Annotated in this window: 26 protein-coding genes; 2 read left to right on the top strand and 24 right to left on the bottom strand. The window is 66.7% G+C overall.

Features of this window, described 5'->3' with window-relative positions:
• Position 1: 1 nt before the first annotated feature.
• From HWX76_RS14460 to ndk, 15 genes are all read right to left on the bottom strand, one after another.
• Entirely contained in the window at positions 2-1348 is a 1347-nt protein-coding gene (locus HWX76_RS14460; protein WP_050013186.1) for an adenylosuccinate synthase, read from the bottom strand.
• 113 nt (positions 1349-1461) lie between these two features.
• Positions 1462-2610, bottom strand: a complete 1149-nt coding sequence (locus HWX76_RS14465) for an ATP phosphoribosyltransferase regulatory subunit (protein ID WP_069620837.1) — start codon at positions 2608-2610, stop codon at positions 1462-1464.
• A gap of 113 nt (positions 2611-2723) precedes the next feature.
• Complete coding sequence (locus HWX76_RS14470; protein WP_012328623.1) at positions 2724-2915, bottom strand: DUF2065 domain-containing protein; 192 nt, start codon at positions 2913-2915, stop codon at positions 2724-2726.
• Positions 2916-2951: 36 nt separating this feature from the next.
• Positions 2952-3851 carry a protease modulator HflC gene (gene hflC / locus HWX76_RS14475; protein ID WP_050013188.1) on the bottom strand — a complete coding sequence of 300 codons (900 nt, stop codon included), beginning with the start codon at positions 3849-3851 and terminating at the stop codon, positions 2952-2954.
• Between the two features lie 15 nt (positions 3852-3866).
• Positions 3867-5207: an FtsH protease activity modulator HflK gene (hflK, locus tag HWX76_RS14480; protein WP_089488489.1), complete on the bottom strand. Its 1341-nt coding sequence runs from the start codon at positions 5205-5207 to the stop codon at positions 3867-3869.
• 47 nt (positions 5208-5254) lie between these two features.
• Positions 5255-6427: a GTPase HflX gene (hflX, locus tag HWX76_RS14485; protein ID WP_175975584.1), complete on the bottom strand. Its 1173-nt coding sequence runs from the start codon at positions 6425-6427 to the stop codon at positions 5255-5257.
• Between the two features lie 72 nt (positions 6428-6499).
• Positions 6500-6739, bottom strand: coding sequence for an RNA chaperone Hfq (gene hfq, locus HWX76_RS14490; protein ID WP_006399927.1), 240 nt, complete (start codon positions 6737-6739; stop codon positions 6500-6502).
• A 141-nt stretch (positions 6740-6880) separates the two neighbouring features.
• A complete protein-coding gene (gene der / locus HWX76_RS14495; RefSeq protein WP_050013191.1) occupies positions 6881-8218 on the bottom strand; it encodes a ribosome biogenesis GTPase Der in 1338 nt (445 codons plus the stop codon).
• Positions 8219-8465: 247 nt separating this feature from the next.
• Entirely contained in the window at positions 8466-9611 is a 1146-nt protein-coding gene (bamB, locus tag HWX76_RS14500) for an outer membrane protein assembly factor BamB (RefSeq protein ID WP_050013192.1), read from the bottom strand.
• Positions 9612-9652: 41 nt separating this feature from the next.
• Positions 9653-10282 (bottom strand): tetratricopeptide repeat protein, encoded by a 630-nt coding sequence (locus HWX76_RS14505; RefSeq protein WP_006478678.1) that lies wholly within the window; start codon positions 10280-10282, stop codon positions 9653-9655.
• A gap of 58 nt (positions 10283-10340) precedes the next feature.
• Entirely contained in the window at positions 10341-11681 is a 1341-nt protein-coding gene (gene hisS, locus HWX76_RS14510; protein ID WP_089488490.1) for a histidine--tRNA ligase, read from the bottom strand.
• A 20-nt stretch (positions 11682-11701) separates the two neighbouring features.
• Positions 11702-13006 carry a flavodoxin-dependent (E)-4-hydroxy-3-methylbut-2-enyl-diphosphate synthase gene (gene ispG, locus HWX76_RS14515; RefSeq protein ID WP_027806072.1) on the bottom strand — a complete coding sequence of 435 codons (1305 nt, stop codon included), beginning with the start codon at positions 13004-13006 and terminating at the stop codon, positions 11702-11704.
• A 112-nt stretch (positions 13007-13118) separates the two neighbouring features.
• Positions 13119-14132, bottom strand: a complete 1014-nt coding sequence (locus HWX76_RS14520; RefSeq protein ID WP_176015992.1) for a helix-turn-helix domain-containing protein — start codon at positions 14130-14132, stop codon at positions 13119-13121.
• Positions 14133-14337: 205 nt separating this feature from the next.
• A complete protein-coding gene (gene rlmN, locus HWX76_RS14525) occupies positions 14338-15477 on the bottom strand; it encodes a 23S rRNA (adenine(2503)-C(2))-methyltransferase RlmN (RefSeq protein WP_050013195.1) in 1140 nt (379 codons plus the stop codon).
• A 55-nt stretch (positions 15478-15532) separates the two neighbouring features.
• Positions 15533-15958 (bottom strand): nucleoside-diphosphate kinase, encoded by a 426-nt coding sequence (ndk, locus tag HWX76_RS14530; RefSeq protein ID WP_006478674.1) that lies wholly within the window; start codon positions 15956-15958, stop codon positions 15533-15535.
• A 249-nt stretch (positions 15959-16207) separates the two neighbouring features.
• Between ndk and HWX76_RS14535 the strand changes: the two genes are divergently transcribed.
• Positions 16208-16906: a Bax inhibitor-1/YccA family protein gene (locus tag HWX76_RS14535; RefSeq protein ID WP_006484459.1), complete on the top strand. Its 699-nt coding sequence runs from the start codon at positions 16208-16210 to the stop codon at positions 16904-16906.
• Positions 16907-16968: 62 nt separating this feature from the next.
• On the opposite strand, the gene rlmD is transcribed toward HWX76_RS14535, so the two are convergent.
• Positions 16969-18273: a 23S rRNA (uracil(1939)-C(5))-methyltransferase RlmD gene (gene rlmD / locus HWX76_RS14540; protein WP_245170362.1), complete on the bottom strand. Its 1305-nt coding sequence runs from the start codon at positions 18271-18273 to the stop codon at positions 16969-16971.
• 316 nt (positions 18274-18589) lie between these two features.
• Here rlmD and HWX76_RS14545 point away from each other — a divergent pair, with 316 nt between their 5' ends.
• The gene (locus tag HWX76_RS14545; protein WP_124630761.1) at positions 18590-19444 is read left to right on the top strand and encodes an endonuclease/exonuclease/phosphatase family protein; all 855 of its coding nucleotides are present in this window, start codon (positions 18590-18592) and stop codon (positions 19442-19444) included.
• A gap of 30 nt (positions 19445-19474) precedes the next feature.
• On the opposite strand, the gene HWX76_RS14550 is transcribed toward HWX76_RS14545, so the two are convergent.
• The 8 genes from HWX76_RS14550 to HWX76_RS14585 all read right to left on the bottom strand — a co-directional run bounded on the left by HWX76_RS14550 (position 19475) and on the right by HWX76_RS14585 (position 26396).
• Positions 19475-20251 (bottom strand): 3'-5' exonuclease, encoded by a 777-nt coding sequence (locus tag HWX76_RS14550; RefSeq protein ID WP_050013198.1) that lies wholly within the window; start codon positions 20249-20251, stop codon positions 19475-19477.
• 3 nt (positions 20252-20254) lie between these two features.
• Positions 20255-21343, bottom strand: a complete 1089-nt coding sequence (rpoS, locus tag HWX76_RS14555; RefSeq protein ID WP_050013199.1) for an RNA polymerase sigma factor RpoS — start codon at positions 21341-21343, stop codon at positions 20255-20257.
• Positions 21344-21354: 11 nt separating this feature from the next.
• Entirely contained in the window at positions 21355-22242 is an 888-nt protein-coding gene (locus tag HWX76_RS14560) for a peptidoglycan DD-metalloendopeptidase family protein (protein ID WP_050013200.1), read from the bottom strand.
• A 5-nt stretch (positions 22243-22247) separates the two neighbouring features.
• Positions 22248-23180: a protein-L-isoaspartate(D-aspartate) O-methyltransferase gene (locus HWX76_RS14565; RefSeq protein WP_050013201.1), complete on the bottom strand. Its 933-nt coding sequence runs from the start codon at positions 23178-23180 to the stop codon at positions 22248-22250.
• Positions 23177-23938, bottom strand: a complete 762-nt coding sequence (gene surE, locus HWX76_RS14570; protein WP_050013202.1) for a 5'/3'-nucleotidase SurE — start codon at positions 23936-23938, stop codon at positions 23177-23179. The genes HWX76_RS14565 and surE overlap by 4 nt, the downstream gene beginning before the upstream one ends.
• A gap of 217 nt (positions 23939-24155) precedes the next feature.
• Positions 24156-25361: a CaiB/BaiF CoA-transferase family protein gene (locus tag HWX76_RS14575; protein WP_050013203.1), complete on the bottom strand. Its 1206-nt coding sequence runs from the start codon at positions 25359-25361 to the stop codon at positions 24156-24158.
• 80 nt (positions 25362-25441) lie between these two features.
• On the bottom strand, positions 25442-26038 hold the full coding sequence (recR, locus tag HWX76_RS14580) for a recombination mediator RecR (RefSeq protein ID WP_006478665.1): 597 nt from the start codon (positions 26036-26038) through the stop codon (positions 25442-25444).
• 31 nt (positions 26039-26069) lie between these two features.
• Positions 26070-26396, bottom strand: a complete 327-nt coding sequence (locus HWX76_RS14585; protein WP_006482124.1) for a YbaB/EbfC family nucleoid-associated protein — start codon at positions 26394-26396, stop codon at positions 26070-26072.
• Positions 26397-26479: the final 83 nt, after the last annotated feature.

A 26479-nucleotide genomic window follows, 5' to 3' on the forward strand; every position in this document is an offset into this window, starting at 1 on the left:
ATTACACCTTGAACGGATGGCGGAGCAGGATCGTTTCGTCGCGGTCCGGGCCCGTCGACACCATGTCGACCGGCACGCCAGCCACTTCCTGGACGCGGGCGAGGTAGGCCTGCGCATTCGCCGGGAGCGCGTCCCACGTATTGATCCCGACGGTGCTTTCCTTCCAGCCGGGGAACGTCTCGTACACCGGCTCGCAACGCGCGACGTCAACCGCGCCGCGCGGCAGGATGTCCACGTCCTTGCCGTCGACCCGGTAGCCGACGCACAGCTTCACTTCGTCGAGGCCGTCGAGCACGTCGAGCTTCGTCATGCACAGGCCCGACACGCCGTTGATCTGGATCGAGCGACGCAGTGCAGCCGCATCGAGCCAGCCGGTGCGGCGCGGACGGCCGGTGACTGACCCGAATTCCTTGCCGACGTTCGCGAGCGTGACGCCGATCTGGTCCTGACGCTGCGGGTTGTCCGCATCGTACAGCTCGCTCGGGAACGGGCCCGAGCCGACGCGCGTGCAATACGCCTTCGTGATGCCGAGGATGTAGTTGAGCTTCTGCGGACCGACGCCCGCGCCGGCCGACGCCGCACCCGCGACGCAGTTGCTCGACGTGACGAACGGATAGGTGCCGTGGTCGATGTCGAGCAGCGTGCCTTGCGCGCCTTCGAACAGCAGGTTCTGGCCCGCGTTGTTCGCGTCGTACAGACGGCGCGACACATCGGCCACCATCGGCTTCAGGCGGTCGGCATAGCCGAGCATCGTGTCGAGCGTGGCCTGAAAATCGACGGCCGCGCCGCCCAGATACTGGGTCAGCACGAAATTGTGGAAATCGAGATTTTCGCGCAGGCGATCGGCGAACGTCTTCGCGTCGAACAGGTCCTGCACGCGCAATGCGCGGCGGCCGACCTTGTCTTCGTACGCGGGGCCGATGCCGCGGCCGGTCGTGCCGATCTTGCCCGCGCCCTTGCGCGCTTCGCGCGCCTGGTCGATCGCGATGTGGTACGGCAGGATCAGCGTCGTGGCTTCGGAGATGAACAGACGGTCGCGCACGTTCACGCCGGCTTCTTCAAGCTCGCCGATTTCCTTGAACAGTGCTTCGGGGGACAGCACGACGCCGTTGCCGATGTAGCAGGCGACGCCTTCACGCATGATGCCCGACGGAATGAGGCGCAAGATCGTTTTCTTGCCGCCGATGATGAGGGTGTGGCCGGCGTTGTGACCGCCCTGGAAACGCACGACGCCCTGAGCGTGGTCCGTCAGCCAGTCGACGATCTTGCCCTTGCCTTCATCACCCCATTGCGTTCCCACGACGACGACATTGCGCCCGGGAGTCACGTTCACTGCGCTGGCAGACATGTTGATTCGTTAGCTGGTTAAAAACGTATTCTACCTATGTTCGCGGGCGTTTCCGAATTTTTCCGTTTCGCTTCAACGATATGCACGCCGAAGCACGGCCCGCGAACACCTCTTTATCGGGGTTCGACCACCCATGCGCCGTTACGCTCGACGAGCGAGCGATCGCACGCGAACTCGTCGAGTACGTGGTCATGGCCCGGCAGCGCCTGGATCACGACCTCGCCCGCATCGCGCAGCGCCGCGACGGCCGCGCCCAGCGCGTCGTCCTGCGCCCACGGCGCGAGAATCGCGGTGCCGCGCGCCTCGACCGGCGAGATCCGCGCGAGCTCGCGCAGGTCCAGCGAGAAGCCGGTCGCCGGACGGGCACGACCATAGGCCTGCCCCACGTGGTCGTAACGGCCGCCGCGCGCGATCGCGTTCGGCACGCCGTCGACGTAGGCGCTGAACATCGCGCCGCTGTGGTACGCGTAGCCGCGCAGGTCGGCGAGATCGATCGCGACTTCGACGCCCTTCGCCTGCGACGCAAGCTGCGCGAGATCGTCGAGCGCCCGCGTGATTTCGGGCAGCACCGGCAGGCGCGTGCGCGCCTCGGCGAGCACGCTCGCGTCGCCGTACAGATTCGGCAGCGCGCGCAGCGCGGCGCGCGTATCGGCGCCGAGATCGTCGGTGAGTTCGTTCAGCAGCGGCACGTCCTTGCCCGACAGCGCGTCGTACAGCGACTCGCCGCGCTCGGCAGCCTGCGCGTCGCGCGCCAGCAGCGCCGCGAGCACGCCCGCGTGACCGAGGTCGAGACGGATGCGCGACAGGCCCGCCAGATGCAGCGCATCGAGCATCAGTTGCTGGATCTCGAGATCGGCTTCGAGCCCGGCGTGCCCGTAGATTTCGGCGCCGATCTGGATCTGCTCGCGCGTCGCGTGCAGACCGCGCGGACGCGTATGCATCACGTGGCCCGCGTAGCAGAGGCGCGTCACGCCCTGACGGTTCAACAGGTGCGCGTCGATCCGCGCGACCTGCGGCGTGATGTCCGCGCGCAGGCCGAGCGTGCGGCCCGACAGCTGATCGACCAGCTTGAAGGTGCGCAGGCGCAGATCGGCGCCGCCGCTCGTCAGCAGCGACTCGAGATATTCGAGCAGCGGCGGCATCACCATTTCGTAGCCGTACGAACGGAAGCGGTCGAGCAGCCTGCGGCGCAGCTCCTCGATCTTGCGCGCTTCCGACGGCAGTACGTCGGCGATATTCTCGGGAAGTAACCAGGTCGACATCGGTACGGTCCTACGACGGGAAATGGCGCGCGTCACGCGCGCCGCGAGTTGAATCGGAACTTCGAAATCGGGCGGAACGAACGGCGGATGCGCCGTCCGGATCAGGGTGCCGGTCAGGTCGCGAGCAACAGCAGCACGAGCCCGAGCACCATCACGATCAGCCCGCCGATCCGGATATGATGCGGCGGTCGCTCCGCTATTCTACGAAACGTGTCGCGCCATGCGGACGGAAACACGAAGGGGAATGCACCCTCGATAATCAGCATCAGCGCTACTGCGAGCAACAACGAGCCAGCCAGGTCCATGCGAGCGACGGCGCCGCTCGACGCGGCGCCCCAAGGTCAATGTTTGCGGGGAGCAGGCGCCGCCGGTGCGGCACCGCCCGTCGGGCTGCGCATGAAGCGGAAGAACTCGCTGTCGGGATCGACGACGATGATGTCGTTGCGCTTGAACGTGTTCCGGTACGCCTGCAGGCTCGCGTAGAACTGATAGAACTGCGGATCGCGGCCGAACGCGTCGGCGGCGATCGTCGCGGCCTTCGCATCGCCCTCGCCCTTGATCGTCTGCGCGGACTTGTACGCGTTCGCGAGCACGGCCTGCTGCTCGCGTTCGGCGTCGGCCTTGATCTGCTCGACGTCGGCCGCGCCTTGCGCACGCACCTGGGCCGCCTGATCGCGCAACGCGCCGATCATCCGCTGATAGACGGCGTCCGTCTGCGCAGCCGGCAGGTCGACACGTGTCAGTTGCACGTCGACCACGTCGACGCCGAAACCGGACGCTTGCGCCTTCGCCGCATCGCGCGCCGCATCGGCGATCGCGCGCTGACCGCCGAGGGCGTCGTCGAGCGCGCGCTTGCCGAATGCGTCGCCGAGCGCGCCCTTCAGCGCGCCGGACAGCCGGTCGGCCGCCGCCGCCGGATCGCCGCCCGTCGCGGTGAAATATTTCATCGGATCGCTGATCCGGTACTTCACCGCATACGCGACGAGCAGGTCGTGCTTGTCCTCGGTCGCCAGCTGCAGCGGATCGGACGACTCGAGCGACTGCACGCGCGTGTCGATCAGCGTGGCCGTCTGCAACGGCGGCGGCAGCTTGAAATGGACGCCGGGGCCCGCGAGCTCCGGCTGCGCGCCGTCGCGCCCCGACAGCACGGCCGCATGGCGCGGATCGACGGTGAGGACCGTCGACGACGCCGCGAAGGCAACGATCACGATTGCGACGACGAGCGCAATGATTCGGTTCATGTTCTGCGCTCCCCGTTACTTCGTATCGTCTTCACGCGACCGGCTGCGAAACGCTTCACGCGATCGCAGCACGTCGACACCCGACGCCGTGGCGGCCGGTGCGGCGCTCGCCGGCGCGGCTGCGGCCGGCGCCGTGGCCGCCGGTGCCGACGCCGCATCGGGCGCGGACGCGCCGGTCGACGCCGCGGCGTTTTGCCGCCCCTGCTCGACGAGCTTGTCGAGCGGCAGGTACACGACGCTGTTGCCGCCCTTGTTGCCGACGAACACCTTCGTCGCGTTCGAATAGATTTCCTGCATCGTCTCGAGGTACATCCGCTCGCGGATGACCGCGGGCGCCTTCGAGTACTGCGCATAGACCTGCTTGAAGCGGTCCGCGTCGCCCTCGGCTTCCGTGACCACGCGATCGGCATACGCCTTCGCTTCGTCGACGAGCTTCGCCGCATCGCCCTGCGCCTTCGGCAGCAGGTCGCTCGCATACGCCTGCGCGGCGCGCTTCGCGGCCTCGCGCTCGTCGCGCGCCTTCGCGACTTCGGCGTACGCGGCCTGGGTCTGCTCGGGCGCCGCGACGCTCTGCATCGTGACGGCCGTCACCTCGAGCCCCGACTGGTAGCGGTCGAGATCGCGCTGGATCGCGGTGGAAAGCTGCTCGCGCAGCGCATCGCGATCCTGATTCAGCATGTCGGCCGCGCTGCGCGTGCCGACGATCGCACGCACCGCGGCCTGCGCGGCCTGCGACACGCTGCGCTCGGGATCGACGCTGCGGAACAGGTAATCGGTGGCGGAACGGATCCGGTACTGGACGATGAAGCGCACGTCGACGATATCGGCATCGCGCGTCAGCATCGCGGCCTCCTTCACGTTCGCGAGGCGCACGACGTTGTTGCGGCCGATCTCGATCGAGCGGACCTGCGACGTGTCGACGATCTCATGCGACGCGAACGGATACGGCGCGCGCCAGTGCACGCCCTGGCCGACCGTGCCCGACAGCTTGCCGAACTGCAGCACGACGCCCGTCTGGCCGTCCTGCACGACGAACAGCCCGCTGCCCGCATACACCGCGACCAGCACGCCGATCACGATGCCGACGCCGACCCGGGCGGCCCGGCCGTTGTCGGGACGGAAGCCGTTGCCGCCCTTGCCGCCGAACAGGCCGCTCAGGCGCCGGTTGAAGTTGCGCCACATCTCGTCGAGATCGGGCGGACCGTCGCCGTCGCCGCCTTGCGGACGCTTCGATTCGTTCGCGCGGGGGCGGGATCCGTCCTTGCCATTGCCTTCGCCGCGTCCCCAGCGGGGATCGTTGATCGACAGCAAGGCGCGCATCCGCCGCCAGGTACTCCGCTCGTTGTATTCGTTCACCAGAGTTTGTTCACCAGATTGGACGCCGGCGAACCGGCCGGGACCGGTTAGCGCCCGTGTTCGGAAATCGTGTGGTCTTCGTGCGGTTCAGCGGACGTGCCATCGAGCGCGTCGGACAACGTCGCGCTGGAGAGATGTTCCGCGGAGGCGATTTCGGCGATGGCGGCACGCAACGTATCGAGACCCTGACCGGTGCGCGCGCTCAAAAAGACGCGCGAAATATTACCATACTCGTCCCGCTCGACCGCGTCGCCGCGGGCCGCCAGCTCGGGCACGGCGTCGATCTTGTTGAACACCAGCACCTGGCGGATCGTGTCCGCGCCGATCTCGTGCAGCACGCCGTTGACCTGCTCGATCTGCTCGAGCCGGACCGCGCTCGACGCATCGACCACATGCAGCAGCAGATCCGCGTGGATCGTTTCCTCGAGGGTCGCGCGGAACGCCGCGACGAGCTGGTGAGGCAGCTCACGAATGAACCCGACCGTATCGGACACGACGATCTGGCCGACCTCGTCGCCGAGGTACACGCGCCGCGACGTCGTATCGAGCGTCGCGAACAGTTGGTCGGCCGCGTACGCCTGCGCTTTCGTCAGCGCATTGAACAGCGTCGACTTGCCCGCGTTCGTATAGCCGACGAGCGACACCGACATCGTGCCGCTGCGCGCGCGCTGCCGGCGCTGCGTGCTGTGCTGGCGACGCAGCCGGTCGAGCCGCGACTTCAGCATCTTGATGCGTTCGCCGATCAGCCGGCGGTCGGTTTCGAGCTGGGTTTCGCCGGGGCCGCGCAGGCCGATACCGCCCTTTTGCCGCTCGAGGTGGGTCCACGCGCGAATGAGCCGGGTCGACAGGTATTGAAGCTGCGCGAGCTCGACCTGCAGCTTGCCTTCGTGGCTGCGGGCGCGCTGCGCGAAGATGTCGAGGATGAGGCTCGTGCGATCGACCACGCGCCTGTTAAGTGCCTGCTCCAGATTACGTTGCTGGGCGGGCGCCAACGCGTGGTTGAAGATGACGATTTCGACGTTGTGCGCGTCGCAGGCCAGCCGCAGTTCTTCGGCTTTGCCGCTGCCGATGAACATCTTGGCATCGGGACTGGCGCGACGACCGGTGAGGGTGACGGCGGGACGGGCCCCCGCACTGGAGGCGAGAAGACTGAGTTCTTCGAGACTGGCTTCGAAATCGGTCTTGCCGAAATCGATGCCGACGAGCGCTGCGTTGATCAAATTATCGGGTGTCAAGATAAGGCGGCTGGCATCGGTCGCTCGCGGCGACCGGATGCCGGCCGCTGCGATAGGTTAGGACGAGGCTTCCGCGTCCGGGTGGAAATTCACCGGGCGCGCCGGCACGACCGTCGAGATGGCGTGCTTGTAAACCATCTGGGTCACCGTATTACGGAGCAACACGACGTACTGGTCGAACGATTCAATGTTCCCTTGAAGCTTGATGCCGTTGACGAGGTAGATCGAAACGGGAACGTGCTCTTTGCGCAGTGCGTTCAAAAACGGGTCTTGTAACAATTGCCCTTTGTTGCTCATGGCGTACTCCATCTTTTTTTGCAGGTTGATCTGGATTGGCGGCGAAGAAAAAGAGATCCGGCGCCAATCGCTACACTATAGCTGATTTTGCCTGCCCCGCCCGGCCACTGGCCATGCGGCCGATGCCTTGCGCGGCGTGCTTCAGCCCTTGTCCGCGTACGGGTTGTTCGACGAACGGAACTCTATGCGCAATGGAGTCCCGGTCAGCGAGAAAGTTTCGCGGAATCGGTTTTCGAGGTAACGCTTGTAGGTTTCCGTCACCGCGTCGAGCGCGTTGCCGTGGATCACGATGATCGGCGGATTCTGGCCGCCCTGGTGCGCATAGCGCAGCTTCGGACGCACCGGGCCGCGACGGCGCGGCTGCTGGAATTCGACGGCGTCGATCAGCGCGCGCGTGAGCTTCGGCGTCGGCAGCTTCGCCATCGCCGCCGCGTACGCGTCGTCGACCGAGCGCATCAGCGTGCCGATACCCGTTTTCTTCGCGGCCGAAATGAAGTGCGATTTCGCGAAGTCGAGGAATTTCAGCTTGCGGGTCAAATCCGCTTTCGCACGGTCGCGCGCGTGATCGTCGAGGCCGTCCCACTTGTTGACGCCGATCACGAGCGCGCGGCCCTGCTCGACGACGAAGCCGGCGATGTGCGCGTCCTGGTCGGAAATGTCCTGCTGCGCATCCAGCAGAAGAATGACGACGTTCGCGTCGGAGATCGACTGCAGCGTCTTCACGACCGAGAACTTCTCGATCGCCTCGAACACCTTGCCGCGGCGTCGCAGGCCGGCCGTGTCGATCAGCGTGTATTTCTTGCCGTTACGCTCGAAGTCGACGTAGATCGAGTCGCGCGTCGTGCCCGGCATGTCGAACGCGATCACGCGGTCCTCGCCGATCAGCGCGTTGACGAGCGTCGACTTGCCGACGTTCGGGCGGCCGACAATCGCGATCTTGATGCCGCGCGACGGATCGTCCTCGTCCGCTTCCTCGGGCTGGCCCGCATACGCGACTTCCAGCGCCTCGTTGATCATGTCGGTCACGCCGTCGCCGTGCGCGGCCGAGATCGCGCGCGGGTCGCCGAGCCCGAGCTCGTAGAAGTCCGTCGCGACCGCGGTGTACTTCATCCCCTCGGCCTTGTTGACGACGAGGAAGATCGGCCGGCCGGTCTTGCGCAGGTAGTCGGCGATCGACTTGTCCTGCGGCGCGAGTCCGTTACGGCCGTCGACGATGAACACGACGACGTCGGCTTCCTCGACGGCCTGCCGCGTCTGGCGCGCCATTTCGTGCAGGATGCCGTCCTTCGCGACGGGCTCGAAGCCGCCGGTATCGACGACCAGGTACGGTCGTTCGCCGACGCGCCCTTCGCCGTAATGGCGATCGCGCGTGAGGCCCGGCAAGTCGGCGACCAGCGCATCGCGCGAGCGCGTGAGCCGGTTGAACAGCGTGGATTTCCCCACATTGGGGCGCCCAACGAGGGCAATGACCGGTTTCATCTGTGTTTTCTACGGTGATGCGCAGCAGCGGGAGGCCCGCTGCTGCGGGCGGCTGCGCTGAATGAAAATATCACGAATTCGCGCCGCGCCGGATGCGCGCGCCCGGCGCGCGTTGCGCGCCGTCGTCTTTCGTCTCGAACTGCCTTTCAAATACCGAGCGGCCGGGAACGCCGGCCGCCTTCAAGTCGCGCGGCCGCGGCGCGCGGGACCTGCCCGCCGCGCCACGGCCGCACCGGTTTCCTGCGTGTCAGCGCGGGCGGAACCCGTACAGGCCGCCGTCCTTCGTCTGCACGACGAGCGTATTGCCCGCGAGGACCGGCGCCGCCGTGATCGCGCTGCCGTCGGTCTTCATCCGCGCGATGAAGCTGCCGTCTTCGCGCGACAGGAAGTGCACGAAGCCCTGGTAATCGCCCATCACGACCGCGTGCCCGAGCAGGTACGGCACGCCGACGTCACGGCTCTTCAGCTTGTCGTTGCGCCAGAGCTGGTTGCCCGTGGCCGCGTCGTACGCGGTGACGACCGACCAGTCGTCACCGCCGGCGACCACCGAATCGTCCTGCGCGAGGCCGCTGCGGCTCGAGAACGGCTTTTCCCACAGCGGCCGGCCCGAGTTCGCATCGAAGCAGCCGAGCTGACCCTGGAACGTCACCGCGCAGGCTTGCGCGCCCACGAGCGTCGGCGGACCGCTGACGTCGTTGATGCGCTCGACTTCGGTCACGCCCTTCGGGAACGACACCGGGGTCTGCCAGAACGGCTCGCCCGTCTGCAGGTTGATCGCGACCAGACCGCCGCCCGGGAAGCCCGCGAGCACGGCCGCGTCGCCCGCGAACGTCATGCCGGCCGACACGCGCAGGTTCAGCGGCACCGCACGGTTGCGGTAGTTCCACTTCTGCTCGCCCGTCTGCGCGTTGAACGCGATCACCTGGCCGTCGATCGTGCGGACGACCACGAGGCCGTTGCCGACGAGCGGCGGCGAGAAGATCTCGCCCTGCACGCTGGTCTTCCACAGCTGCTTGCCGTCCGGGCCCAGCACGAACACGCCGCCCTTCAGCGCACCGACCGCGGTCAGGTTGCCGTCGCTGCCGACACCGGCCGACAGGTCGGAACCGACCTTCGAACGCCACAGCGTCTGGCCCGTCTTCGCGTCGATCTTCTCGACCGAACCGTTTTCGCCCGCCGCATAGACGGCGTCGCCCACGGCCACCGGCGAGAACAGGTAGCGTCCGCCCTTGCCGACGCTCGCCTTCCAGACCTGTTGCACGTCCATGACGGGCTTGAACTCGGTGAGCGGCGTCGGCACGCGGCGCGCGTCCTTCGACGACGAGCAAGCCGCCAAAGCGAGGACAGCCGCCGCGCAGGCAACGGGCACAGCGTAACGTTTCAGCAAATTCATCGGTTAGCGAAGCAGAGTTAAGAGGTTGAGGGGACCGGGATTCAGCCGCCGAGCGCGTCCAGCTTGAACTGCACGAGCTGGCGCGCGGACTGGTCGTCCTTCGACAGGCCGTCGAGCGCGAGCTTGTAAGCCGCGCGCGCATCGTCGGTCTTGCCTTGCGCGGCAAGCAGATCGCCGCGACGATCGGCCACGAGGCCCTTGAATGCATCGACCGGCGTACCCGACAGCAGCGCGAGGCCCGCATCGTACGCCTTCTCGTCGAGCAGCAGCGACGCGAGACGCAGCTTCGCGATCTGCTTGTACTCGTCGTCCTTGGCGTGATCGACGGCCCATTGCAGCTGCGCCTTCGCGCCTGCCGCGTCGCCGGCCGCGTACAGCGTCTTCGCGGCCGCGAGCGCCGTCATCTGCGCATACGGCGTGCTGCCGAACTTGTCTTCCATGTCGGCGGCCGCGCGGGCCATCGTCGCCTTGTCGTTCGCGGCGGCGGCCTTCTGGACCTGCTCGTACAGCCCGGACGCCTCGGCAGCCTGACGGCGCTGCCAGTAGTTCCAGCCGTTGAAACCGGCCGCGACGACAAGCGCCGCGAGCACGATCCACGTGGTGAGGTTACCCCAGCGGGCCCACCACGCCTTGAGACTTTCAATCGATTCTTGTTCGTCGTGATAACTCATCGGCGAGCGATTCCTTCTTCCTGTTCAGGCTTTTCTTGTCGAGCGGATGCCAGCGCGATCAGTCGTCGCCGTCTTCGGCGGATGCAACCATCGCATTGATTAGGAATTCGGTCAAGCTTTCGACCGGTACGGTCTGCTGAACGTTCTTTTCCCCTTCCGCACCCACGCCGCGCAACGCTTTCACGCCCACCGTGCCGTTCGCGACCTCTTCTTCGCCGAAGATCACCGCGAACGCGGCGCCGCTCGCATCGGCCCGCTTCATCTGCGACTTGAAGCTCGCCGGCGCGCCGTCGGCGCTGCAGTGGAAGATCACGTCGAGGCCCGTGTCGCGCAGGCGCTCGGCCGCGATGAACGCCTGTTCGCGCGCGGTCTCGCCCTGGTGCACGACGTACACGTCGACGCCTTCCTGCTCGGGCGCGAGATCTTCTTCCTTCAGCAGCTCGAGGATCCGCTCGATGCCCATCGCCCAGCCGCACGCGGCGGTCGGCTTGCCGCCGAGCTGCTCGATCAGCGGATCGTAGCGGCCGCCGGCCGCGACCGTGCCCTGCGCGCCGAGCTTGTCGGTCACCCACTCGAACACGGTCAGGTTGTAGTAATCGAGGCCGCGCACGAGACGCGGATTGATCTTGAACGGAATGTTGTTCGCGAGCAGCAGGCGCTGCAGCCCTTCGAAGTGCGCGCGCGATTCGTCGCCGAGGAAGTCGATCAGCTTCGGTGCGTTCTGCGCGATGTCCTGCAGCGCGGGATTCTTCGTGTCGAGCACGCGCAGCGGGTTCGTATACAGGCGGCGCTTCGCGTCCTCGTCGAGCACGTCGGCGAACTGCTCGAGGTACTTGATCAACTCGACGCGGTGCGCGGCGCGCTCCTCGGCGAGGCCGAGCGAGTTGATCTCGAGCTTGATGCCGGTCAGGCCGAGGTCGTCCCACAGGCGCTGGCACATCATGATGATCTCGGCATCCGCATCGGGGCCCGCGAAGCCGAGCGCCTCGACGCCGACCTGGTGGAACTGGCGATAGCGGCCGCGCTGCGGACGCTCGTGACGGAACATCGGGCCGATGTACCACAGGCGCTTCGGGCCGTCGTACAGCATGTTGTGCTCGATCGACGCACGCACGACGGCCGCGGTGTTTTCCGGACGCATCGTCAGGTTCTCGCCGTTCAGCGCGTCGGTGAAGCTGTACATCTCCTTCTCGACGATGTCCGTGACTTCGCCGATGCCGCGCGTGAACAGCTGCGTGTGTTCGACGATCGGCGTGCGGATGTTCTGGTAGCCGTACGCGCGCAGCAGCGATTTCACGGTAGCTTCGAAGAATTCCCACAGGCCGGCATCCTGCGGAAGGATGTCGTTCATGCCTTTGACGCCGGTGAGCTTCTCGATCTTGCGTTTCTGTTCAGTCATCGTTCGTGTGTGTGGACGAATTAGTTCAGGGCCTCGGTGCGGCCGTAATTGCGTGCGACGTAGTCGCTGACGATCTGCTGGAATTCCTCGGCGATCCGCTCGCCGCGCAGCGTCTTGACCTTCTCGCCGTCGATGAAGACGGGCGCGGCCGGGTTCTCGCCCGAACCCGGCAGGCTGATGCCGATGTTCGCGTGCTTCGATTCGCCCGGGCCGTTGACGATGCAGCCCATCACCGCGACGTTCATCTTCTCGACGCCCGGATATTCCTTGCGCCACGCCGGCATCTGCTCGCGCAGATACGTCTGGATCTGCATCGCGAGTTCCTGGAACAGCGTGCTCGTCGTGCGGCCGCAGCCCGGGCACGCGATCACCATCGGCGCGAACGAGCGCAGGCCCATCGTCTGCAGGATTTCCTGGCCGACGATCACCTCGCCCGTGCGCGACGCGCCCGGTTCCGGCGTCAGCGAGATGCGGATCGTGTCGCCGATCCCTTCCTGCAGCAGCACGCCAAGCGCCGCCGTCGACGCGACGATGCCCTTCGAGCCCATGCCGGCCTCGGTCAGCCCGAGGTGCAGCGCGAAGCCGCAGCGGCGGCCGAGTTCGCGATACACGGCGATCAGGTCCTGCACGCCGCTGACCTTGCACGACAGCACGATGCGGTCGCGGCCGAGGCCGAGCTCGACCGCGCGTTCCGCCGAGCCGATCGCCGACTGGATCAGCGCCTCGTACATCACGCTCTGCGCGTCCCACGGCTGCGCACGCGCGCCGTTCTCGTCCATCATGCGCGCGAGCAGGTCCTGGTCGAGGCTGCCCCAGTTCACGCCGATCCGCACCGGCTTGTCGTACTTCGCCGCGGCCTCGATCATCTGCGCGAACTGCGTGTCGCGCTTCGCGCCCTGGCCGACGTTACCGGGGTTGATCCGGTACTTCGACAGCGACTCCGCGCAGCCCGGGTAGTCGCGCAGCAGCAGGTGGCCGTTGTAGTGGAAATCGCCGACGAGCGGCACGGTCACGCCCATCCGGTCGAGCTGCTCGCGAATCGCCGGCACGGCGGCCGCGGCTTCGGGCGTGTTGACCGTGATGCGCACCAGTTCGGAGCCCGCGTTCGCGAGTTCCTTGATCTGGATCGCCGTGCCGATCGCATCGGCCGTATCGGTATTCGTCATCGACTGCACGCGCACCGGCGCGTCGCCGCCGATCGTCACGAGTTGCCCGCCCCAGCGGACATCCACCGCATGCGATACGCGGCGCGGCTGATGCCCGCCGAACACCGGCTCGGTTGAACAAATCTGACTGCTGCGTGGGGATTGAGCTTCGGATTGCATCGATAGATCCATTTACGCGGAATGCGCCGCGACGCGGCGCATGAATTGAAAAAGCGCCGTGCCCTCACGGCCTGCCGGTATCGACGGCAAGCCTTCGCCACGGCGCTTGACGTCAGGGCAACGTGAACCGCGCCACGTTACCCCGCGCTGCCGAATATTTTGCCGGATCGACCGGTTTTCCGTCGAACGCAACCGCGTCGAGGCCGGCCTTGTTGCCGATCGTGACCTTGAACGGCCCGTCGCCGGCCACCTGCTTCGTTTCGCCGGCGCGCACCAGCGCCGAGAACAGCTCCTTGCCGTTCTTGTCGCGCACGCTGAACCAGCAATCCTGCTTGACCTTCAGTTCGACCATCGACTGGCCTGCCGCCACCACGACGCTCGCCGGCTGGGCCGGCGCCGCCGTGCTTGCCGCCGCCGTTGCCGCAACGGGCTGCGACGCAGCCGCCGTCGCGACCGGGGCCGCCGGCGCCAGAACGGCCGATGCGATTGTCTGCGCCGGCGCAGCCGATGCAGCGGCCGGGGCCGGAACCTCATTCGCGACCGCCGTCGACGCGCCGTTCGTCGCCGCTTCTTCGGCGGACGACGATGCCGCCGCGCTCGCCGCCGACGCATGTTCGGCGTCGCCGCCCTTGAAGCGCGCGAGCAGGCTCGACGAATCGCCGCCAGTGTGCCACATCAGTACGGCGACCACCGCGACGATGACGATCCCCGTTCCCCACAGCCACGGATGGTGGCGCGACGAACCGCCGAGCGGAATCGACACGCGGCCGCGCGGCAGATCCGTGCCCGACGACGCCGGCATCGACAGGTCGACTTCCGGCACCCCGCGCTCGCGGCGCAGCGCCTGCGCGAACGGTTCCGGATCGACGCCGAGCATCTTCGCGTAGCTGCGCACGACACCGAGCGCGAACGTCACGCCGGGCAAATGGCTGATGTCGCCGGCCTCGAGCGCCCGGAGCTTTTGCGGTGCGACCTTGAGTCGCGCCGACACGTCGTCGACCGACCAGCCCTTCGTCTCCCGAAGCTGCGCCAGGCGGCTGCCGACCGCGGCCAGCGTTTCCAGTCCCGCCGGTGCCGGCTTCGCGGCATTCGTCTCTGCGCCGTTAGACGGCTGCGGCTCACTCATCCTTGTCCTCGCGTCGATTCTTCTTCACTGGCGGCTGCCGCCGGCTCCTGCCGGCCGGCACCCGCTACGGTTCATACCATGCGCGGCGCCGAGGCGCCGCGACCGATCGCTATTCGCGTGTTGCACCGCCAAAGGGTTCGGGCACCCCGGCCAACTGCCCCCGACTTGGCGTCCCCGACTCGGCGTCCCCGACTCGGCGTCCCCGTCAAACTGCCCGAACTTCGATGATTTTTCCTGCTGCGCCCGTCCGCTCCGCGAGGCGCGTGCGATCCTTCACCGCGCCGGCCAGCTGTCCGCACGCGGCATCGATGTCGTCGCCGCGCGTCTTGCGCACGGTCGTGACGACACCCGCATCGATGAGGATCTGCGCGAAGCGCTTGATCTGCTCTGGCTTCGAGCGGATGAGGCCCGACTCCGGAAACGGATTGAACGGGATCAGGTTGAACTTGCACGGCACGTCGCGCGTGACGGCCAGCAGTTCGCGCGCATGCGCTTCGGTGTCGTTGACGCCGTCGAGCATGCAGTATTCGAATGTAATGAAGTCGCGCGGCGCCACTTTCAGATAACGCTGGCACGCGGCCATCAGCTCGCGCAGCGGATACTTCTTGTTGAGCGGCACCAGCTCGTCGCGCAGCGCATCGTTCGGCGCGTGCAGCGAAACGGCCAGCGCGACAGGCAACTCGGCGCCGAGGCGGTCCATCATCGGCACCACGCCGGACGTCGACAGCGTGACGCGACGGCGCGACAGGCCGTATGCGTTGTCGTCGAGCATCAGCCGCATCGCGGGCACGACCGCGCTGTAATTCAGCAGCGGCTCGCCCATGCCCATCATCACCACGTTGGTGACGACCCGTTCGGCCTTGCCGTTCGGTCCGGGCGCCCGGCCCAGCGACGCTCGCAATGCAAATTCAGCCATCCGGAGCTGGCCGATGATTTCGGCTGTCGACAGGTTGCGGGAGAAGCCCTGCTTGCCCGTCGAACAGAAGCGGCAGTTCACCGCACACCCGGCCTGCGACGACACGCACAGCGTGCCGCGCGTCTCTTCCGGGATGAACACGGTTTCGACCGCATTGCCGTTTCCGACGTCGATCAGCCACTTGCGCGTGCCGTCGGCGGAAACGTGATCGCTGGCGATGTCCGGCATCACGATCGATGCGCGGCCCTTGAGTTTTTCCCTCAGGGACTTCGCGAGATCGGTCATGCCGTCGAAATCGCCGGCGTTGTATTGGTGGATCCAGCGCTGCAACTGCTTGGCGCGGAACGGCTTCTCGCCCAGGCTGCCGCAGTACGCGACAAGACCCTCGGCGTCGAAGTCGAGAAGATTGACGGAAGTTTCGCTCGTCATGATGTGCTGCCTTGCCGCGTGCGCTGAATCCTGCCTACTTGCTGTCAGCCAGGGCTTAACGCGAGTAAACGTTCATTTCCGGGAAGAAGAACGCGATTTCGACCGCTGCCGTTTCCGCAGCGTCCGAGCCGTGCACGGCGTTCGCGTCGATGCTGTCGGCGAAGTCGGCGCGGATCGTGCCCTTTTCCGCCTTCTTCGGATCCGTCGCGCCCATCAGGTCGCGGTTCTTCAGGATCGCGCCTTCGCCTTCCAGAACCTGGATCATCACCGGGCCCGAGATCATGAAATCGACGAGATCCTTGAAGAACGGACGCGCTGCGTGAACTGCGTAGAACTTCTCTGCGTCAGCACGCGACAGGTGCGCCATGCGCGATGCGACGATCTTCAGGCCGGCGCCTTCGAAACGGCTGTAGATCTGGCCGATCACGTTCTTTGCCACCGCATCCGGCTTGATGATCGACAGGGTGCGCTCGATTGCCATAAAAACTCCAAAAAATTAAGAAGTTACAGGTTCAAATGAATCCGCTATTGTAGCACGATCCCGTGTATCATTGCGATTGAACCCTTACACGCATGAAAGGTTCAGAATCCGTATGTTTTGTTCCGCCGGGCCATTGAAACCTCCGGGCACGGAACGTATCTTAGCCATAGCTGCCCCGGTTTGCTGCGCCGCACATCGCGTGCGCCGAACCGGCCCCGGACGCCCACGCGTTCAATGTTAGGAGAAACCATGAACGACTATCCGTACAATTTCGGCCGCGGCGGTTCCGTCAGCACCGCCGAGGTTCGCAACCGCGTGCTGCGGAACACGTACTGGCTGCTCGCGCTGTCGATGGTGCCGACCGTGCTGGGCGCCTGGGTCGGCGTCGCGACGGGCTTCTCGCTGTTCGCGGCCACGAGCCCGATGATGAGCCTGCTCGCGTTCTTCGCGATCGCGTTCGGCTTCATGTTCGCGATCGAGCGGACCAAGAACAGCGCGGCCGGCGTGTTCGTGCTGCTCGGCTTCACGTTCTTCATGGGCCTGATGCTGTCGCGGCTGCTGAGCTTCATCCTCGGCTTCTCGAACGGCCCGTCGCTGATCATGCTCGCGTTCGGCGGCACCGGCATCATCTTCGCCACGATGGCGACGATCGCCACCGTCAGCAAGCGCGACTTTTCCGGGCTCGGCAAGTGGCTGTTCATGGGCGTGATCGTGATCCTGCTCGCGTCGGTCGCGAACATCTTCCTGCAACTGCCGGCGCTGATGCTCACCGTGTCGGTGCTCGCGATCGCGATCTTCTCGGCCTACATGCTGTTCGACGTCCAGCGCGTCGTGAACGGCGGCGAGACGAACTACATCTCGGCCACGCTCGCGATCTACCTCGACCTGTACAACGTGTTCACGAACCTGCTCGCGCTGCTCGGCATCTTCGGCGGCAACCGCAACTGACGTTCGGCACGCACCATGAAAAACCGGCCCGCGGGCCGGTTTTTTTACGTCCGCCGCCCGGCTCAGTCGCGCTCGAACAGCGCGATCGATTCGACGTGCGACGTATTCGGGAACATGTTCACGACCCCGGCGCCCTTCAGCCGATAGCCGGCTTCGTGCACGAGCAGCCCCGCATCGCGCGCGAGCGTCGACGGGTTGCACGACACGTAGACGATGCGCTTCGGCAGCGGACCTTCACCGCTCTGCGCGATCTCGGCCAGCGCCTTCGACACCGCGAGCGCGCCTTCGCGCGGCGGGTCGATCAGGAACTTGTCGAATGCGCCGAGCGCGCGCAGATCGTCGCCCGTCACCTCGAACAGGTTCCGGCACGCGAACGTCGTGTGGCCGTCGACACCGTTCTCGCGGGCGTTCGCGAGCGCACGCGTGGTCAGCGTGTCGCTGCCCTCGATGCCCATCACTTCGCGCGACAGCCGCGCGAGCGGCAGCGTGAAGTTGCCGATCCCGCAGAACAGGTCGAGCACGCGATCGTCGCGCGACGGCGCGAGCAGACGCAGCGCACGACCCACCAGCACACGGTTGATCTGGTGATTGACCTGCGTGAAGTCGGTCGGCTTGAACGGCATGCGGATGCCGAATTCCGGCAGCGTGTAATCGAGCGATACGTCGAGCGGGTAGAACGGCGTCACCGTGTCCGGCCCCTTCGGCTGCAGCCAGAACTGCACGTTGTGCTCGTCCGCGAACGCGCGCAGCAGCGCTTCGTCGTCCGCGTTGATCGGCTCCAGCACGCGCAGCACGAGCGCGGTGACGGCCGAGCCGACCGCGAGTTCGATCTGCGGCATCCGGTCGCGAATCGACAGCCCTTCGACGAGCCGGCGCAGCGGCACGAGCATCGCCGACACGTGCGGCGGCAGCACTTCGCAGCTCGTCATGTCGGCGACGTAGCTGCTCTTCTTCTCATGGAAGCCGACGAGCACGCCGCCTTTCTTCGCGACGTTGCGCACAGTCAGGCGCGCGCGGTAGCGATAGCCCCACGACGGGCCGTGGATCGGCGCGAACATCGTTTCCGCGCGCAGCTTCGCCAGGTGCCACAGATTGTCTTCCAGCACGCGTTGCTTGACCGCCACCTGCGCACGCATGTCGAGATGCTGCATCGAGCAGCCGCCGCAGGTGCCGAAGAATGCGCACTTCGGCTGCGTGCGCATCACGCTCGGGCGCAGAATGTCGACAACCGTCGCCTGCTCGTAGCTCGGCTTGCGGCGATAGCTCGAATAGGTCACGCGCTCGCCCGGCAGCGCGCCTTCGACGAAGATCACCTTGCCCGGCTGACCGTCCTCGGTCATCGTGCGGCCGACACCGCGCGCTTCCATGTCGAGCGATTCGATCTCGAGAACCGGGGCGGGCCCGGGCGCGACGGGCGCGTTTTTCGATTTGCGCGCAGAAGTGGGGACGGCTTCGGACACCAGCTTTTCCTGACAAACGTTGAAGAAGGCGAGATTGTAGACGACGAAGGCTCCCGTCGCGCGCTTTCGTCACGCAAGCGCCGATGCACGTGGCGCGATGCGTGGCGCGTGAGTGGCTGACAACCGCGCGCCCGTTGCGCGCCGACCTGCCGCGCGCAATGCGTGGCGCGGCCCCACCGCGGCACGGGTTCTGCTCGCAGCACCGAGCCAAGGAGACTCGACCATGCGATTGATCGACTGGAACATCCAATGGGGTCGGGATGCGGACGGCATCGTCGACCTCCCGCGCACGATCGCCGCCGCCCGGCAGTTGAGCGATTTCGACGTGCTGTGCGTGCAGGAAGTCACGCGCGGCTTCGACGCACTGCCCGGCCGGCCAGGGCCGGACCAGTTCGCCGAACTCGCGGCGCTACTGCCTGGCTATACGATCGTCGACGCCATCGGCGCCGATCTGCCGGCCATCCGGCCGGGCGCACCGCGCCGCCAGTTCGGCAACGCGATCGCGACGCGGCTGCCGGTCGGGCGCGTGCTGCGCCAATCGCTGCCGTGGCCAGCCGACGCCGGCGCGCCGTCGATGCCGCGCGTCGCGCTCGATATCGCGTTGCGGACGCCCCTCGGGTGGTTGCGCGTGGTCACCACGCATCTGGAGTATTACTCGGCGCGCCAGCGGCTGGCGCAGGTCGATGCGCTACGCGACCGGCATCGCGAAGCCTGCGCGCATGCTGACCATCCCGCTCCCGCCGAAACCGCCGACGGGCCGTTCAGCGCGACCGGACAACCGCGCGGTGCGATCGTCTGCGGCGATTTCAACAGTGCATTCGGCGCCGATGCGTACCGGCGCTTCCTGGAGCCGATTGCCGACGCACCGGGTTTCGTCGACGCGTGGGTCGCACGGCATCCCGGTCGTACGCCGCCGCCGACCGCTGGCGTCTACGACACTGTGCAATGGTCGGACGGCCCGCTCGCGTGCGACTTCGTGTTCGTGACCGACACGCTGTTGCCGCGCGTCATCCGCTGCGAGATCGACGGCGACGTACGCGCGTCCGATCACCAGCCGGTGCTGCTCGAACTCGGCTGATCGCGCCGGCTACGGCGCGGCCTGCCCGCACTACGCGTCGAAGCCGGCCAGGTATTCGGCCCAGTGCGGCGCCGGCTCCAGCGCGAGCGCGTTCTTCACGAGCAGGATCTCGTCCGCGTACTCGCTCGGCGTCAGGCCGCCGCGCATCAACTGGAACCGGCAATACAGCAGGTACGTATTGACGACGTCGGTTTCGCAATAGTTGCGGATTTCGTCGATCCGGCCGTCGCGGAACGCCGGCCATACCTGGCTGCCGTCCATCCCGAGCTTGCCCGGGAAACCGCACAGCTTCGCCAGCGCGTCGAGCGGCGCGTTCGCGCGCGCCTGATACATCGCGAGCACGTCCATCAGGTCGGTATGCCGCGAGTGATAGCGCGCGATGTAGTTGTTCCACTTGAATTCGCGGTCGTCCTCGCCGAGATCCCAGTAGCGGGTGGCGGGAATGCCGTGCACGAGCGCGCGGTAATGGAGGACCGGCAGATCGAAACCGCCGCCGTTCCACGACACGAGCTGCGGCGTGTATTTCTCGATCACGCGGTAGAACGACTGGATCAACGTCGCTTCGTTGTCCTGCGGCGTCCCGAGCGAGCGCACGCGAAAACCGTTGTTGTCGCGAAACACGCACGAGATCGCCGCGATTCGCTGCAGATGATGCGGCAGGAAATCGCCGCCGGTCTTCTCGCGGCGTGCGGCAAACGCATGTTCGGCCACCGCCGCATCGTCGAGCGTCGCGGGCAGGTCTTCCAGACGGCGAATGCCGTCGACATCGGGAATCGTCTCGATGTCAAAAACAAGGATTGGGGTCATCGGTTACAGAACGGCGTCCTTGCGCACGCCGTTGGAGGCGAAGAACCGCTTGAGGCGCACCAGCGCCTCCTGCTGGATCTGCCGCACGCGCTCGCGCGTGAGCCCCATCTCGTCGGCGAGCTCCTCGAGCGTCGCCGGTTCGATGTGGTTCAGGCCGAAGCGGCGCTCGATCACATGCCGGTGCTTGTCGGACAGCCGCGACAGCCACGCGCGCGTCAGCGTTTCGAGCTCGCGGTGCTGCACTTCGGCGTCGGGCGACTGGCTCTGGTCGTCGGGCAGCAGGTCGAGCAGGCTGCTCGCGGGATCAAGATCGAGCGGCGCGTCGAGCGACGCCGTGTGTTCGTTGAGCGCGAGGATATCGGTGACTTCCTCGGCGGTCTTGCCGGTGAGATAGGCGATGTCGTCGATGCTGGCTTCGCGGCGCTCGGCCGCCTCGCCCGTCGACATCGAATTCTTTTCGAGATGGCGCTTCGCGCGCAGCACCTGGTTCAGTTCGCGGATCACGTGCACGGGCAGGCGCACCGTGCGGGCCTGGTTCATGATCGCCCGCTCGATGCTCTGCCGGATCCACCACGTCGCGTAGGTCGAGAAGCGGAAACCGCGCGTCGGGTCGAATTTCTCGATCGCGTGCATCAGGCCGAGATTGCCTTCCTCGATCAGGTCGAGCAGCGGCACGCCGCGGTTCAGGTACCCCTTCGCGATACTGACGACGAGACGCAGATTGCGCTCGATCATCACCTGCCGCGCCTCGAATTCGCCGGCCTTCGCCAGACGAGAATAGCGCTGCTCTTCCTCGACGGTCAGCAGCGGCTTCACGCTGATGCGGTTCAGGTAATGCTGGATCGTGTCGGCCGTGAGCTCGGCCTGCAGCAGCGTGCGGAAATCGTCGACGTCGGGCGCGGCTTCCTGGCGGCCTTCGCGCTCGTCGTCGCCGCCGTCCGTGTCGGCGTCGCGCGCCTCGAGATCGCGTTCGTTTTCCGCGACGTCGTCCTCGTCGTCCGTCGAAGCACCTACTCGCCCCACCGATGCTTGCGTGGCACGACTGATCTTCTCAGACTCGGCTTGCGGCTCGTGGCGCTTCGATTTCGGCATGGTCGTCTCGGTTATTGAGGCGGCAAATACTTCAGCGGATCGACAGGCTTACCCTGCCGGCGAACCTCGAAATGCAGCATCACGCGGTCGGCATCGCTGTTACCCATCTCGGCGATCTTCTGCCCCTTCGTTACCGCGTCCCCCTCTTTTACCATCAAAGCGCGATTGTGTGCATACGCCGTGAGGTAAGTTGCATCGTGTTTGATGATAATGAGGTTGCCGTAGCCACGCAGACCGTTGCCGGAGTAAACGACGCGGCCGTCCGCCGCCGCCTTCACGGCCTCGCCGGCCGTCCCGCCGATATTGACACCCTTGTTCTTCGCATCGTCGAACCCGTTCAGCACGGGGCCGCGCGCGGGCCACGCGAACGTCACGGGGCCGCTCGGAGCAGCCGCCGTATCGCTCGACGCGGCTGCCGCGGCAGGCGCCGTCGCGCTCGACGACGACGTACCGGCAGCCGGCGTCGCGGGGCCGCTGCTGAGCGGCGCGGTCGCAACGGCGGCGCCTCCGATCGGCGCGGCGACCTGCGTACCCGCGACCGCGGCACCGGCCTGCGGCGACACGCGCAGCAGTTGGTCGACTTCGATCTGATTCGGGTTCGCCAGATTGTTCCACGCCGCGATGTCGCGATAGTTCTGCCCGTTTTCGAGTGCGATCCGGTACAGCGTGTCGCCCGGCTTCACCCGGTAGTAACCCGGCGGCGCCGGCGGAAGCGGCGCCGCGGGCTGCGCGGCGGCGGTCGTACCGAGCGACCCGGAGCGGTCGACGACGGGCGCGTTGTCGAGCCGCGTCGCACAGGCGGCCAGTAGCGTAGAGAACGCAGCCACACAGATCGCGCGCTGGGCGAGCGTGAGCGGTTCCCTGGATCGGTTGTTTTGCATCGCGCGCAACATACTCATCGGTTTCAAATCACTCCGGATTTTAAAGGGACAAAGAAAACGCGATCAAGCCGGGACTCTCGCCATTGCGCGTGCGCGACGCGCTCGACGAGCGTGAGCACCTGGTGCTGTCCGCTCTGCGCGCCGACCGGCGCGACGAGCCGCCCGCCGATCGCGAGCTGCTCGAGCAGCGCCTGCGGCACGTCGAGCCCGGCCGCTGCGATCACGATCGCGTCGAACGGGGCCGCGGACGGCAGGCCGACACGCCCGTCGCCGTAATGCAGACGGATGTTCGGCACGCGCAGCGGCCGCAGGTTCAGCTTCGCGCGCTCGTAGAGCGGCTTGATGCGTTCAATCGAATACACGTCGCGTGCCACGTGGCTCAGCACGGCGGCCTGATAGCCGCAACCCGTGCCGATCTCGAGCACGCGCTCGAGCGTGCGGCCGGCCATCGCGAGCTCGATCATGCGCGCGACGACCGACGGCTTTGAAATGGTCTGCTGGTGGCCGATCGGCAACGCCGAATCCTCGTAGGCCTGCGTCGCGAGCCCGGGATCCACGAACAGGTGGCGCGGCACCGCGGCCATCGCGTCCAGCACGCGCGCATCGGTCACGCCGTTCGCGCGCAGCCGTTCGACCATCCGCTCGCGCACACGTTCCGACGTGAGCGCGAACGCGCCGGCCGGCGCGATGCTCGGCGCAGCCGGCTTCGGCAGCGCTGGTTTCAGCGCGGTCGGCTTCGGTGCGGTCGCCGGCTTCGCGGCGGCGATACCCGGCAGCGGCGCCCGCGCGGCGGCCGGCTTCACCGCAACCGGTTTCAGTACGGCTGCGGGTTTGTCGGCGGCCTTCGGCACCGCACCCGCCGCTTGGCGTTCGCCGGGCCGACCTTCCGATTTGCGTGGCGCTCGTTTGAGATCTTCGAGCGCGAGCGGGAACCGCTTCGCGCGCTCGCCGCTCATGAAGCCCGCCCTCCGGCGCGCGCCCATTCGCGCGTCGCGGGCAGCATCTGCGTATGCGTGAGATCGAGCTGCAGCGGCGTGATCGATACGAAACCGTTTGCGACGGCGTGAAAATCGGTGCCTTCGCTGGCGTCCAGCGCGTCGCCCGCGGCGCCGATCCAGTAGATCGGCTCGCCGCGCGGGTCGGTCTGGCGAATCACCGGCTGCGACGGATGACGCTTGCCGAGGCGCGTGACCTGCCAGCCCTTCAGTTGGTCGTACGGCAGGTTCGGAATATTGACGTTCAGCAACGGGTTGCCCGGCAGCGGATGCGCGAGGTAGTGCTCGACGATTTCCGCGGCGACGCGCGCGGCGTCGGCCAGATGGGCCCAGCCCTTGTCGACCAGCGAGAACGCGATGGCCGGCACGCCGAACATGATGCCTTCGGTGGCGGCCGCAACTGTCCCCGAATAGAGCGTGTCTTCACCCATGTTCTGGCCATTGTTGATGCCGGACACGACGATGTCCGGCCGCGCGTCGGCCATCCCCGTCAGCGCGACGTGCACCGAATCGGTCGGCGTGCCGTTCACGTAGAAGAAACCCGTACCCGCTGCGCGCTGCACCGACAGCGGCCGCGACAACGTGAGGGAATTCGACGCGCCGCTGCAGTTCTGCTCGGGCGCGATCACCGTAAGCTCGGCCAGCGGCTGCAGCGCTTCGCTGAGCGCGGCGAGACCGGGGGCGAGATAGCCGTCGTCGTTGCTGAGTAGGATTCGCATCCGGCGATTGTAACCGAGGAAAGATGGCGCGAGAGCGACAGTCCGGCCGCCGTGGACGGGCGGGTATACGCATGGGCACGCGATGCGCCGCCGCACTGCGCGGCGGCGTTCCGCGCGTTGGGGAAAACACCGGGCCGCCGGGTTTTCCGCCCGCCGAAAATCTCGTCGGGGAACCCTTCGTCGAGCGGCCCGGCGCAAAGCGCTACGCCGGCTGCGCTCAGATCGCGCCCGCCTCGCGCAGCGCGGCAATCGCGTGCGCGTCGTAGCCGAGGCCGCGCAGCACCTCGTCGGTATGCTCGCCCAGCTCGGGACCGAGCCAGCGCGTTTCGCCCGGCGTGTCCGACAGCTTCGGCGTGATGTTCGGCAGCGGAATGTCCGTACCGTCGGCCAGCTTGAAACGCTGGATCATCTGGCGCGCGACGAACTGCGGATCGGTGAACATGTCGGCCGCGCTGTAGATGCGCCCGGCCGGCACGTCGGCCGCATTGAGCACGACGAGCGCCTCGTCGATCGTGCGCGGCGCGAGCCACGCGGCGATCGCGTCGTCGATTTCCTGCGTGCGCGGCACCCGCCCGTCGTTTTGCGCGAGCGCGGGATCGTCGGCGAGGTCGTCGCGCTCGATCGCCTTCATCAGCCGCTTGAAGATCGGATCGCTGTTGCCGCCGATCACGATGCTGCCGTCGCGGCACGCGTACGTATTCGACGGCACGATGCCCGGCAGCGACGCGCCGGTGCGCTCGCGCACCATCCCGTACACGCCGTACTCGGGCACCACGCTTTCCATCATGTTGAAGACGGCTTCATAGAGTGCAACGTCGACCACCTGCCCCGCGCCGCCGTTGACCTTGCGGTGATGGAGCGCCATCAGCGCGCCGATCACGCCGTGCAGCGCGGCGATCGAATCGCCGATCGAGATTCCGATGCGCGGCGGCGGCAGATCCGGATAGCCGGTGATGTGGCGCAGCCCGCCCATCGATTCGGCTATCGCGCCGAAGCCGGGGCGGTCGCGGTACGGGCCCGTCTGCCCGTAGCCGGACAGGCGCACCATCACGAGGCCCGGATTGTCGGCCGACAGCACGTCGTAGCCGAGCCCGAGCTTTTCGAGCAGGCCCGGACGGAAATTCTCGATCACGATGTCGGCCTCGCTCGCGAGCTGCCGCGCGATCGCCTTGCCGGCGTCGGCTTTCAGATTGAGCGTGACCGATTTCTTGTTGCGCGCCTGCACCGACCACCACAGCGACGTGCCGCCCTGCTCCGGATGGAGCTTGCGCCACTTGCGCAGCGGGTCGCCGCCGTTCGGATCCTCGATCTTGATCACTTCCGCGCCGAATTCGGCGAACAGCCGCGACGCGAACGGTCCCGCGATCAGCGTTCCGAATTCGAGCACTTTGACGCCCGCGAGCGGGCCCTGGCTGGTGCTCATGTGTCTCCTAGGGTCTGTTTACATATGGCACATGCATGCGTTGCCACGAGAAATGGCGCCGCCGGCAGGCGGCGCCCGGTTTACATCGTGCGGCGGTCGAGCATCGCGCGGGCGATGGTGCCCGCGTCGACGTACTCGAGCTCGCCGCCCACCGGCACGCCGCGCGCAAGGCGCGTGACGGCCAGCCCGCGCGCCTTGAGCGTCTGGCCGAGGTAGTGGGCGGTGGCTTCGCCTTCGTTCGTGAAGTTGGTCGCGAGCACGACTTCCTTGACGACGCCGTCGGATGCGCGCCGCACGAGGCGGTCGAAATGGATTTCCTTCGGGCCGATTCCGTCGAGCGGGCTCAGTCGCCCCATCAGCACGAAATACAGCCCGCGGTAGGTCATCGTCTGCTCGAGCATGATCTGGTCGGCAGGCGTCTCGACGACGCACAGCAGCGTCGGATCACGCTCCTCGTCGCTGCAGACCTCGCAGATCTGCGCTTCGGTGAACGTGTTGCACTTCTCGCAGTGCTGCAGGTGCTCGGTTGCGAACAGCAGTGACCGGCCGAGCCGCTCCGCGCCCTCGCGGTCGTGCTGCATCAGGTGAACCGCCATGCGCTGCGCGGATTTCGGCCCGACGCCGGGCAGCACGCGCAACGCTTCGACGAGAGCGGACAAGGCGGACGGCTGTTTCATACGGCGGCAAACGGTGGCAAGGACGCGGCGCTCAGAACGGCAGCTTGAAGCCCGGGGGCAGCGGCAGGCCCGACGTCATGCCGCTCATCTTTTCCTGCGACGTGGCTTCGGCCTTGCGCACCGCGTCGTTGAACGCAGCGGCGACGAGATCCTCGAGCATGTCCTTGTCGTCCGCGAGCAGGCTCGGGTCGATCGACACGCGGCGCACTTCGTTGCGGCACGTCATCGTCACCTTGACGAGGCCGGCGCCCGACTGCCCTTCGACCTCGATCAGCGCAAGCTGCTCCTGCATCTTCTTCATGTTTTCCTGCATTTGCTGCGCTTGCTTCATCAGTCCGGCGAGGTTGCCTTTCAACATGGGAATACTCCTTCTTGATCGTGTGAAAACCGGCACGCGGCGCGTGCCGGCCAATGTGTGCGGGGCGTGATTGTGCCTGTCGC

The sequence above is a fragment of the Burkholderia sp. BCC0398 genome, from assembly GCF_902833245.1.
GTDB lineage: Bacteria > Pseudomonadota > Gammaproteobacteria > Burkholderiales > Burkholderiaceae > Burkholderia > Burkholderia sola.